The sequence below is a fragment of the Streptomyces sp. NPDC001380 genome, from assembly GCF_042895785.1.
Classification (GTDB): Bacteria; Actinomycetota; Actinomycetes; order Streptomycetales; family Streptomycetaceae; genus Peterkaempfera.
In genome coordinates this window covers 143,624-154,406 of the sequence record NZ_JBIAWP010000017.1, presented here as the reverse complement: position 1 = coordinate 154,406, position 10,783 = coordinate 143,624, and the positions used below count along the sequence as shown (strand labels likewise).

Sequence of the window (10,783 nt, the reverse complement as noted above, 5' to 3'; positions counted from 1 at the left end):
GACCCGCGGAGTGTCTCTCTCCGCTTCGCTGACCCCCGCCGGCGGGGTTCCTGCGTTCTTTCCTTCGCCTTCCGGCGCTTTCCGACTCTAGCAGATCCCTGCCTCGCCGTTCCGCGCCCTCCGACTCCGGAAAGCCTGCCGACCTGGCCTTTTCGGGCCCCGCCGGCGAGGTCAGACTCTAGCGAATCCGGACCCGAGGTCCAAACCCGCCGCATTTCCCTTTTCCGCACCCGCCGCACGTGCCGCATTCGCACGCGAATACGGAGAACGATGCGAGTCCGGAGCGGACGGCACACGCCGTCGCTGCACTCGCGTACGTGGAGGGGGTGGATCGGGGAGATGGCCGCTCCGGGACCGTCCGCGCAGACGCGTGTCCGGTGCTCCCTGCCGAGCGACCGTGGAACTCTACGGGCATCGGGCCCCCGCATGCAAACCGGCAGGCCGCCGCATGCGCGAGGGCGCGTGCGGCGGCCTGCCGGGCCGAAGTCGGACGGGGAACCGGGACCGGGACCCGCTCAGCTGTTGGTGGGGAAGCCGAGGTTGATCCCGCCGTGGGACGGGTCGAGCCACCGCTGGGTGACGGCCTTGCCCCGGGTGAAGAAGTGGACGCCGTCGGCGCCGTAGGCGTGGGTGTCCCCGAAGAGGGACGCCTTCCAGCCGCCGAAGGAGTAGTAGGCCACGGGAACCGGGATCGGCACGTTGATGCCGATCATGCCGACCTCGACCTCGTTCTGGAACTTCCGGGCGGCGCCGCCGTCGTTGGTGAAGATCGCGGTGCCGTTGCCGTAGGGGTTGGCGTTGATGAGCTCCAGGCCCTCCTCGTAGGAGGTCACCCGCACCACCGACAGCACCGGGCCGAAGATCTCGTCGCTGTAGACGGACATGCCGGGCTTGACGTGGTCGAAGAGGGTCGGGCCGAGCCAGAAGCCGTCGGCGGTGGAGCCGCCGTGGGCGTCGGCCTCGGCGACCGGGTGGGTGCGGCCGTCGACGGCGAGCTCCGCACCGTCCGCGAGGCCGGACTCCAGGTACGAGGCGACCTTGTCGCGGTGCTGCCCGGTGACCAGGGGGCCCATGTCGGAGTCGCCGTTGCAGCCGGGGCCGACCTTGAGGGTGGCCATCCGCTGCTTGATCTTCTCGACCAGCTCGTCGCCGATCGGGTCGACGGCCACCAGGACGGACACGGCCATGCAGCGCTCGCCGGCCGCGCCGAAGCCGGCGTTGACGGCGGCGTCGGCGGCGAGGTCCAGGTCGGCGTCGGGGAGGACCAGCATGTGGTTCTTCGCGCCGCCGAGGGCCTGGACGCGCTTGCCGTAGCGGGTGCCGGTCTCGTAGACGTAGCGGGCGATGGGGGTGGAGCCGACGAAGCTGACGGACCTGACGTCGGGGTGCTCAAGCAGGCGGTCGACGGCGGTCTTGTCGCCGTGGACGACGTTGAAGACGCCGTCGGGGAGCCCGGCCTCCTTCCACAGCTCCGCGAGGAAGTTGGCGGCGGAGGGGTCCTTCTCCGAGGGCTTGACGACCACGGTGTTGCCGGCGGCGATCGCGATGGGGAAGAACCACATCGGCACCATGGCGGGGAAGTTGAACGGCGAGATGACCGAGACGACGCCGAGCGGCTGGCGGATCGAGTAGACGTCGACGCCCGTCGACGCCTGCTCGGTGAAGCCGCCCTTGAGGAGTTGCGGGATGCCGCAGGCGTACTCGACGACCTCCAGGCCGCGGGCGATCTCGCCGAGGGCGTCGGAGTGGACCTTGCCGTGCTCGGAGACGATGATCGCGGCGAGCTCGTCCTTGCGGGCGTTGAGCAGCTCGCGGAAGGCGAAGAGCACCTGGGCGCGCCGGGCGACCGAGGTGTGCCGCCAGGTGGCGAAGGCCTCGACGGCTGCGGAGACGGCCTGGTCGACCTCGGCGATCCCGGCGAAGTCCACCTGTCCGGAGACCTTGCCGGTCGCCGGGTCGAAGATGTCGCCGCGGCGCGGTGCGGTGCCGGCGGTCGCGACCGGGGCGCCCCCGATCCAGTGGGTGATGTGCTTGCTCAAGGTCGTCTGCCTCCGGAGTCGGGTGCCTCGCTGTGTCCAGTGTCCGGCGGACGGCGGCGGCGCTCAACGAGCAGCGTGGCGGCGAATCGGCCGTGCGCCTTACAGGCCGTAGGAGTCCGCCGCCCCGTCCGCCCCGTCCGCCCCCTCCGGTGCTCCGGCGCCGGGTGTGTCGGGGTGGTCGTAGTAGGAGTCGGGGTCCTCCCGGCCCTCCAGGAGGTCGAGGGTGGTGTCCTGCACCCAGGCGAGCGCCCAGCGCTTGGCGGCGTCGACCTCCTCGGGGCCGGCGCCGAGAGCGAGGTAGACCTCGTCGTCGAGGGCGGCGAGCCGGCCGAGGCGTTCGGCCAGGGCAGCGGGGTGGAAGTCGTCGTCGAAGGCCCGGGCCATGGCGGGCATCGCGGCGTCGCCGACCCAGGCGGTCAGGGCGTGCACGGCGAGGAGGTCGTCGGGCAGGGTCCGCTCGGCCGCCGCGGTGAGGACGAGGCAGGCCGCGTCGTCCCGGGAGACGACCGGGACGGTGAGGCCGGGCTCCACCTCGACCGGGACCGGCGGGTGGGCCAGCGGTCTCTTGGCGACGGACACGGTGACGGGGGGCGGGCCCGCGACGCCGCCGCCGGACACCGCGAGCGGGGGGCCGGCGTCGCCCGGGCCCGGCGGCGTGACCACCAGGCCGGCGAACAGGGCGGTGTCCGGGTGCTGCGGGCGCACGACGTACCCCGCGTCGTGCCAGGCGCGGGCGAGGTCCGCGGTGATCGTGCCGAGGGGCGTGGACTCGCCGGTGGCCAGGTCGAGCTCCGCCGGGCGGAGGACGGCGGGGCGCAGGCCGTGGGCACGGAGGGCCCGGGGGCCGGCGAGTGCGAGGCGGTGGAGCGCGCAGACGGGGAGGGCTGCCTCCAGCAGCCGTGCCTGGTCCGGCGTGAGGGCCTCTCCGGGCGGCGCCGCCTCCGGCTGCGCGGTGGCGTACGGCTGCTCGGCGGTGTCCGGGTGTCCGGATGCGTCCCCTGCTGTCATGGGGTCAGTCTCCCGCGCGGAAGGCGACGTGCGGGACAGGCCGGGACGGGCGGGGCACGACGGAACGGGCGGGGCAGGACGGAACGGGCGGGGCAGGACGGAACCGGGGGGCGGACGGCACACGCCGTCCCGCCCGGGCGGGCGGGACGGCGCGGCGCTGAACGGGCCGAGGGGGGGACGGCGCGGAACCGCTCAGCTGTCGAAGCCGAACCCGAGCCGGTCCATCGCCTTGAGCCAGAGGTTGCGGCGCCCGGCGTGCCGGTCGGCGCGGTCGAGGGACCACTTGGTGAGCTCGATCCCGGCCCAGCGGAAGGGCTCGGGCGGGAAGGGCAGCGGCCTCTCCCGCACCATGCGCAGCTCGGTGCGCTCGGTGCGCTCCCCGGCGAGCAGGTCGAGGACGGTCTCGGCGCCGAAGCGGGTGGCCCCGACGCCCAGGCCGGTGTAGCCGGTGGCGTACGCGACGCGGCCGCGGTGGGCGGTGCCGTAGAAGGCGGCGAAGCGGGTGCAGGTGTCGATGGCGCCGCCCCAGGCGTGGGTGAACCGGACGCCTTCGAGCTGCGGGAAGGTGCGGAAGAAGTGGCCGGCGAGCCTGCGGAAGGTCTCGGGGCGCTGGTCGTGTTCGCTGCGCACCCGGCCGCGGTAGTGGTAGACGGCGTCGTAGCCGCCCCACAGGATCCGGTTGTCGGCGGAGAGCCGGAAGTAGTGGAACTGGTTGGCGGAGTCCCCCAGCCCCTGCCGGTTGCGCCAGCCGATCGAGGCGAGTCGCGCGTCGTCGAGCGGCTCGGTCATCAGGGCGTAGTCGTAGACGGGGACGACGTAGGGGCGGACGCGGCGGAGGAGGGAGGGGAAGGCGTTGGTGGCGAGGGCGACCCGGCGGGCGAAGACGCGTCCGTAGGAGGTGCGCACGGCCATGCCGCTGCCGTTCTCCTCCAGGGCGGTGGCGCGGGTGTGCTCGAAGATCCGGACGCCCTGGCCGAGGCAGGCCTGCCGCAGGCCCCAGGCGAGCTTGGCGGGGTGGACCATGGCGACCCCGTCCTTGTCCCAGACGCCGCCGAGGAAGGTGGGCGAGTCGACCTGGGCTCGGACCCGGGCGGCGTCGAGCACGGTGAGGCCGACGCCGTAGGGGGCGACCTGCTCGGCGACCTCGTGGAGCCAGTCGAGCTGGTAGGGCTCGGTGGCGACGTCGAGTTCGCCGGTGCGCTCCCAGTCGCAGTCGATGCCGTACCGGCCGAGGGTGTCCTCGATCGCCTGGAGGTTGGCGGCGCCGAGCTTCTCGAGCTGCGTGAGCTCCCCGGGCCAGCGCTGGAGTCCGTTGCCGAAGCCGTGGGTGAGGCTTGCGGCGCAGAAGCCGCCGTTCCTGCCGGAGGCGGCCCAGCCCGTCTCGTGGCCCTCGACGAGGACGACGTCGAGGGAGGGGTCCCGCTCCTTGGCGACCAGTGCGGTCCAGAGCCCGGCGTAGCCGCCGCCGACGACCAGCAGGTCGCAGTGGGTGTCGCCGACGAGGGCCGCCAGCGGCTCGGGGCGGCCGGGGTCCTCCAGCCAGAAGGGGGTGGGCCGGGCGTCCTTAAGCGAGGAGGCGGGATCCATGCATTATCAACTGCTCTCTGGCGGGTCGGGACGTGCGGGAGCGGGGCCGGCCGGGAGCGGCCGGCCCCGCTCCGGTCAGGCGCGGGCGCGGCGCCGGTTGGCGATCCACTGGCCGCCGGCGGTGAGGACGACGGCGGTGAGGAACATGGCGGTGCCGATGACGTTGACCTGGACGGGCGTGCCGCGCTGCGCCGAGCCCCAGACGAACATCGGGAAGGTGACCGTGGAGCCCGAGTTGAACTGGGTGATCACGAAGTCGTCGAAGGAGAGGGCGAAGCTGAGCAGCGCTCCGGCGGCGATGCCGGGGGCGGCCAGCGGCAGGGTGATGCGCAGGAAGGTCTGCGTCGGGGTGGCGTAGAGGTCCTGGGCGGCCTGCTCCAGGCGCGGGTCCATGGAGGCCACGCGGGCCTTCACGGCGGTCACCACGAAGCTGAGGCAGAACATGATGTGGGCGATGAGGATCGTCCAGAAGCCGAACTCGACCCGCGTGTTGAGGAAGAGCGTGCCGAGGGAGGCGGCCATGACGATCTCGGGCATGGCCATCGGCATGAAGATGAGCGCGTTGACGAAGGGCCGGCCGCGGAAGCGGTAGCGGGCCAGGGCGAAGGCGATCATCGTGCCGAGGACGGTGGCGCCGACGGTGGCGTAGACGCCGATCTGGAGGCTGAGCCCGAGGGCGTCGCACATGCCGGCGACGTCGCAGGGGTGCTGCCAGGCGTCGGTGGAGAAGTGGTTGAGGGTGTAGTTGAAGCGCCCGGTGGGCTTGTTGAAGGAGTACACGATCACCACCAGGTTGGGGATGATCATGTAGGCCAGGACGAGGGCTGCGGCGATGACGACGAGGTGGCGGCGGAGCCACCGGAGGGGGGCGGCCATCAGACGAGGTCCTCCGTCCCGGCCTTGCGGATGTAGAGGCTGATCATGACCAGGATGAAGGCCATGAGGATGAAGGAGAGCGCTGCGGCCAGCGGGTAGTTCACCTGGGTGAGGAACTGGTTCTGGATGACGTTGCCGATCATCTTGTCCTGCACGCCGCCGAGCAGCTGGGCGTTGATGTAGTCGCCGGAGGCCGGGATGAAGGTGAGCAGGGTGCCCGCGACCACGCCGGGGAGCGAGATCGGGAACGTCACCTTGCGGAAGGTGGTGAAGGGCCGGGCGTACAGGTCGCCGGCGGCCTCGTGGAGGCGGGGGTCGATCCGCTCCAGCGAGGTGTAGAGCGGCAGCACCATGAACGGCAGGAAGTTGTAGGTCAGGCCGCAGACCACCGCGAGGGGGGTCTGCATCAGCCGGTGGTCGCGGGTCCAGTGCAGGGCGTCGGTGACGTCGAGCAGGTGGACCGCGTTGAGGGTGCGGACCACCCAGCCGCCGTCGGCGAGGATGGTCTGCCAGGCCAGCGTGCGGATGAGGAAGCTGGTGAAGAACGGTGCGATGACCAGCACCAGGACGACGTTGCGCCAGCGGCCGGCCTTGAAGGCGATGGTGTACGCCAGCGGGTAGCCGAGGGCCAGGCACAGGGCGGTGGCGATGGCGGCCCACACGAAGGACCAGCCGTAGAGGCTCCCGTACTCGCGCAGGGCGTCCCAGTAGGTGGCGACGTGCCAGGTGACCCGGAAGCCCGTCTCCAGGGAGCCGGTCTGCACGGAGGTGGAGGCCTGGTAGACGGTGGGCAGCGCGAAGAAGACCAGCAGCCAGGCGAGGCCCGGGAGCAGCAGCAGGTAGGGGATGCGGCGCCGGCGGCGGGCCGCCCTGCCGACGGCCGCGGGGACGGGCCCCTGGCCGCCGGCCTCCGGCGGCGCGCCCGCGCCGGGGAGGACGGCGGTGGCGTGGGAGGTCATACGGCCTCCTCCTGGCCGGCGTGGACGTCCTGGTCGGCGTCGACGGCGAAGGCGTGGGCGGGGTTCCAGTGCAGGACGACCTCCGCGCCGGGGGCGATGCGGGTGTCACGCTCCATGTTCTGCTCGAAGACCGCGATCTCCTGGCCCCAGGCGGCGCGCACCACGTACTGGGTGGAGACGCCGATGAAGCTCGCGTCCAGGACCGTGCCGGTGATGCGGTTGCGGCCCTCGGCGACGGTCGCGGCGTCGTCGGCGTGGGTGAGGGTGAGCTTCTCGGGGCGGACGCCGACGAGCAGGCGGTCGCGGTTGCCCGCGGCGCGCGCGGCGGGGAGGGTCAGCCGGGTGCCGGAGACGTCGAGCAGCAGGTCGGCGCCCTGGCGGCCGGTGACGGCGGCGGCGAGGAGGTTGGACTGGCCGAGGAAGTTGGCCACGAAGGTGGTGGCCGGGTTCTCGTACAGGTCGGCGGGGGCGCCCAGCTGCTCGATGCGGCCCGCGTTCATCACCGCGATGGTGTCGGCCATGGTCATGGCCTCCTCCTGGTCGTGGGTGACGTGGACGAAGGTGATGCCGACCTCGGTCTGGATGCGCTTGAGCTCCAGCTGCATCTGGCGGCGCAGCTTGAGGTCGAGGGCGCCGAGCGGCTCGTCCAGGAGCAGGACCTGGGGGTGGTTGATCAGGGCGCGTGCGACGGCGACGCGCTGCTGCTGGCCGCCGGAGAGCTGGTGGGGCTTGCGGCGGGCCAGCGGGCCCAGCTCGACGAGCTCCAGCATCTCGTCGACCTGCTTCTTCACGTCCTTCCTGCCGCGGCGCCGCAGGCCGAAGGCGACATTCTCGAAGATGTCGAGGTGGGGGAAGAGGGCGTAGTTCTGGAAGACGGTGTTGACCGGCCGCTTGTAGGGCGGCAGGGCGGTGACGTCGCGGCCGCCGATGACGATGGCGCCGGTGGTGGGGTCCTCCAGGCCTGCGATCATCCGCAGGGTGGTGGTCTTGCCGCAGCCGGAGGCGCCCAGCAGGGCGAAGAAGGACCCGGCCGGGATGGTGAGGTCCAGGGGGCGGACGGCGGTGAAGTCGCCGAAGGTCTTGGAGATGCCGGTGAGGTGGACGTCCTGCCCGGCGGCCTCCGGTGCGGTCCCGGCCGATGCGCCCGGCGCGGGGGCGGCCTTCGCGGGGGCCTCGGCGGCGGGGGCGGCCTCGGTGGCAGGGGTCTCGGCGGCGCCGTCCTTCACGGGGGCCTCCGTCGCGGGCGTCTCCGTCGCGGGGACGTCCGGCGTCCGTCCGTCGCCGGCCTGCTCGGCTGTGTGCTGCTCTGTCATCAGTTCTCTCGCTGTCCCTCGTGTGCCGGTGGCCGTCAGGCGCCGATGAGCTTGGCGAACGCGCCCTGGTACTTCTTCTCCTCGGCCTCGCTGAGCGCGCGGAAGGCGTGGCTCCTCCGCGCCATCGCCTTGTCGGCGATGATCAGCGGGTTCTTCGCCGCCTCGGGGTCGATCCTCTGCAGGGCCTCGGCCACGCCGTCGACGGGCGTGAAGTAGTTGACGTAGTCGGCGAGCTCGGCGGCGACGTCGGGCCGGTAGTACCAGTCGATGAGCCGCTCGGCGTTGGCCTTGTGGCGGGCGCGGCGCGGGATGAGCATGTTGTCGGTGGAGGCGAGGTAGCCGGCCTCCGGGATGACGTACTCGATGTCCGGGTTGTCGGCCTTGAGCTGGACGAGGTCGCCGGCCCACGCGATGCAGGCGTGGATGTTGCCGCTGGCGAGGTCCTTGGCGTACTCGTTGCCGGTGAAGGCGCGGACCTGGTGGCTGTCGACGGCCTTCTGCACCTTGGCGACGGCGGCGGAGAAGTCGTCGTCGGTGAAGTTCCCGGGGTCCTTGCCCATGTCGAGCAGGGTGAGGCCCATGGTGTCGCGCATCTCGGTGAGGAGGGTGACGCGGCCCTTGAGCGAGGGGTCGGTGAGGAGCTGGTCGACGCTGGTGACGGCCTTCCCGCCGGTGGCCTTCTTGTTGTAGGCGATGAGCGTCGCGATGCCGGCCCAGGGGTACGAGTGGGTGCGGCCGGGGTCCCAGTCGGGGTTGCGGTACTGCGCGGACAGGTTGGCGTAGGCGTGCGGGAGCTTCGAGGCGTCGAGGGTCTCGGCCCAGCCCAGGCGGATGACGCGGGCGGCCATCCAGTCGGTGAGGACCATCAGGTCGCGGCCGGTGTCCTGGCCCGCGCGGAGCTGGGCCTGGACCTTGCCGAAGAAGTCGTCGTTGTCCTCGATGTCCTCGGTGTAGGCGACCTTGATGCCGGTGGCCTTCGTGAAGGCGTCGAGGGTGGGACGGCGGTTCTTGTCCTTGTCGTCGACGTCGATGTAGAGGGGCCAGTTGGAGAAGTTGAGCACCTTCTCCTCGGCGGAGTGGTCCTCGGTGGCGGCGGTGCCGGACGAGGCCTGGGAGGCGGCCGGGATGCCGCAGCCGGTGAGGGCGGCGGTCGCGACGGCGCCCAGCCCGGCGGTGCGCAGCAGCGACCGGCGGGTGAGGGCCGCGCGGCCGGATGTCGCACTGCGGCGCCAGGCCTTGAGCACGGGGTCCGGCAGTCCGTCGAACGGATCCATGGGGTGCAGCCCTCCTGTGGGGGTGAGGAGCGGAAGAGGGCCGGCCGCCCCGGTACGGGGGCGTGCGGGGCGGCCGGCCGGCTCGGTCATCTGTCGCCGAAGACGGTGCGGTGCCAGTCCTTGCGGGCGGCGGCGGTGGTGTCGTACATGACGTGCTTGACCTCGGTGTACTCGTCGAGCGAGTACTGCGACATGTCCTTGCCGTAGCCGGAGGCCTTGTAGCCGCCGTGCGGCATCTCGCTGATGATCGGGATGTGGTCGTTGACCCAGACGCAGCCGGCCGCGATCTCGCGGGTGGCGCGCAGGGAGCGGTGCACGTCGCGGGTCCAGACGGAGGCGGCGAGGCCGTAGGGGGTGTCGTTCGCGAGGCGCAGGCCCTCGTCGCCGGAGTCGAAGGGGAGGACCGCGAGGACGGGGCCGAAGACCTCGCTCTGCACGATCTCGGCGTCCTGGGGGACGCCGGTGACGAGCGTGGGGCGGTAGTAGGCGCCGAGGGTGAGGTCGGTGCCGTCGTGGCCCTTGGCGGGCGCCTCGCCGCCTGCGGCGATGACGGCGCCGTACCCGCGGGCGCGCTCGACGAAGGCGGCGACGCGGTCGCGCTGGGCGAAGGAGACGAGGGGGCCGAGGTCGGTGTGCGGGTTCATCGGGTCGCCGAGGCGGACCCGGCCGTAGAGCTCGGCGACGCCCTCGACGAAGGCGTCGTACAGCGGCCGCTGGACGTAGGCGCGGGTGGCGGCGGTGCAGTCCTGGCCGGTGTTGATGAGGGAGGCGGCGACCGCGCCGTGGACGGCGGCCTCCAGGTCGGCGTCGTCGAGGACGAGGAAGGGGGCCTTGCCGCCGAGTTCGAGGTGGGTGCGCTTGACGGTGCGGGTGGCGAGCTCGGCGACGCGGCGCCCGACGGCGGTGGAGCCGGTGAAGGACACCATCGCGACGTCGGGGTGGGAGACGAGGTGCTCGCCGGCGGTGCGGCCGTCGCCGGTGACGACGTTGACGACGCCGTCGGGCAGGCCCGCCTCGGTGCAGGCCTGCGCGAACATCAGCGCGGTGAGGGGGGTGAGCTCGGCGGGCTTGAGGACGACCGTGTTGCCGGCCGCGACCGCCGGGAGGATCTTCCAGGCGGCCATCTGGAGCGGGTAGTTCCAGGGGGCGATGGAGCCGACGACGCCGATCGCCTCGCGCCGCACGTAGGAGGTGTGGTCGCCGGAGTACTCGCCGGCGGCCTTCCCCTCCAGGTTGCGGGCGGCCCCGGCGAAGAAGCCGGTGTTGTCGACGGTGCCGGGGACGTCGAACTCGGTGGAGAGCTTGATCGGCTTGCCGGTCTGGGCGGTCTCGGTGCGGGCGAGGTCGTCCGAGCGGTCGGCGAGGACGGCGGCGAGGCGGGTGAGCGCCTCGGCGCGGGCGCCGGGGGTGGCCCGGGACCAGTCGGGGAACGCGGCCCGGGCGGCGGCGACGGCCTCGTCGACGTCGCGGGCGGACGCGAGGCGGACCTGGCGGACCGTGCTGCCGTCGGCCGGGTTGACCACGTCGAAGGGGCGGTCGCCGGTGCCTTCGGTGAGGCGGCCGGCGATGAACTGGGCTCCGTCCTCGAAGCGGGGGTCCGCGGTCGTCGGGTCCATGGTTCCTCCATGCGCTGGGCTGCGCCGGGTGGGCTGCCGGGTGGTCGCGTCCCCGGGGGGCGGGGACCGGTCGGCCCAGGCGGGCTGCGGGCGCGTCCCGGCCTCGGGCCG

Annotated in this window: 8 protein-coding genes; all 8 read right to left on the bottom strand. The window is 72.7% G+C overall.

All coding sequences use genetic code 11. From position 1 onward, the window contains the following. Nucleotides 1–515 precede the first annotated feature (515 nt). Nucleotides 516–2,039, bottom strand: a complete 1,524-nt coding sequence (locus ACFY07_RS21100) for a CoA-acylating methylmalonate-semialdehyde dehydrogenase (protein ID WP_390870520.1) — start codon at nt 2,037–2,039, stop codon at nt 516–518. A 99-nt stretch (nt 2,040–2,138) separates the two neighbouring features. After that, complete coding sequence (locus ACFY07_RS21095) at nt 2,139–3,047, bottom strand: hypothetical protein (RefSeq protein ID WP_390870518.1); 909 nt, start codon at nt 3,045–3,047, stop codon at nt 2,139–2,141. A 192-nt stretch (nt 3,048–3,239) separates the two neighbouring features. After that, nucleotides 3,240–4,634: an NAD(P)/FAD-dependent oxidoreductase gene (locus tag ACFY07_RS21090; RefSeq protein WP_390870516.1), complete on the bottom strand. Its 1,395-nt coding sequence runs from the start codon at nt 4,632–4,634 to the stop codon at nt 3,240–3,242. 75 nt (nt 4,635–4,709) lie between these two features. Continuing rightward, nucleotides 4,710–5,510: an ABC transporter permease gene (locus ACFY07_RS21085; protein WP_390870514.1), complete on the bottom strand. Its 801-nt coding sequence runs from the start codon at nt 5,508–5,510 to the stop codon at nt 4,710–4,712. Next, nucleotides 5,510–6,469, bottom strand: a complete 960-nt coding sequence (locus ACFY07_RS21080; protein ID WP_390870512.1) for an ABC transporter permease — start codon at nt 6,467–6,469, stop codon at nt 5,510–5,512. The genes ACFY07_RS21085 and ACFY07_RS21080 overlap by 1 nt, the downstream gene beginning before the upstream one ends. Next, nucleotides 6,466–7,782, bottom strand: a complete 1,317-nt coding sequence (locus ACFY07_RS21075) for an ABC transporter ATP-binding protein (protein ID WP_390870510.1) — start codon at nt 7,780–7,782, stop codon at nt 6,466–6,468. The genes ACFY07_RS21080 and ACFY07_RS21075 overlap by 4 nt, the downstream gene beginning before the upstream one ends. 35 nt (nt 7,783–7,817) lie before the next feature. Continuing rightward, a complete protein-coding gene (locus tag ACFY07_RS21070) occupies nt 7,818–9,056 on the bottom strand; it encodes a PotD/PotF family extracellular solute-binding protein (RefSeq protein WP_390870508.1) in 1,239 nt (412 codons plus the stop codon). 86 nt (nt 9,057–9,142) lie between these two features. After that, nucleotides 9,143–10,672: a gamma-aminobutyraldehyde dehydrogenase gene (locus tag ACFY07_RS21065; protein ID WP_390870506.1), complete on the bottom strand. Its 1,530-nt coding sequence runs from the start codon at nt 10,670–10,672 to the stop codon at nt 9,143–9,145. Nucleotides 10,673–10,783 lie beyond the last annotated feature (111 nt).

What these genes read in the sequence shown, in the direction of transcription:
- ACFY07_RS21065 (WP_390870506.1), bottom strand. Translation starts at nt 10,672, where the DNA reads ATGGACCCGACGACCGCGGACCCCCGCTTCGAGGACGGAGCCCAGTTC.
- ACFY07_RS21095 (WP_390870518.1), bottom strand. Translation starts at nt 3,047, where the DNA reads ATGACAGCAGGGGACGCATCCGGACACCCGGACACCGCCGAGCAGCCG.
- ACFY07_RS21075 (WP_390870510.1), bottom strand. Translation starts at nt 7,782, where the DNA reads ATGACAGAGCAGCACACAGCCGAGCAGGCCGGCGACGGACGGACGCCG.
- ACFY07_RS21085 (WP_390870514.1), bottom strand. Translation starts at nt 5,510, where the DNA reads ATGGCCGCCCCCCTCCGGTGGCTCCGCCGCCACCTCGTCGTCATCGCC.
- ACFY07_RS21080 (WP_390870512.1), bottom strand. Translation starts at nt 6,469, where the DNA reads ATGACCTCCCACGCCACCGCCGTCCTCCCCGGCGCGGGCGCGCCGCCG.
- ACFY07_RS21070 (WP_390870508.1), bottom strand. Translation starts at nt 9,056, where the DNA reads ATGGATCCGTTCGACGGACTGCCGGACCCCGTGCTCAAGGCCTGGCGC.
- ACFY07_RS21090 (WP_390870516.1), bottom strand. Translation starts at nt 4,634, where the DNA reads ATGGATCCCGCCTCCTCGCTTAAGGACGCCCGGCCCACCCCCTTCTGG.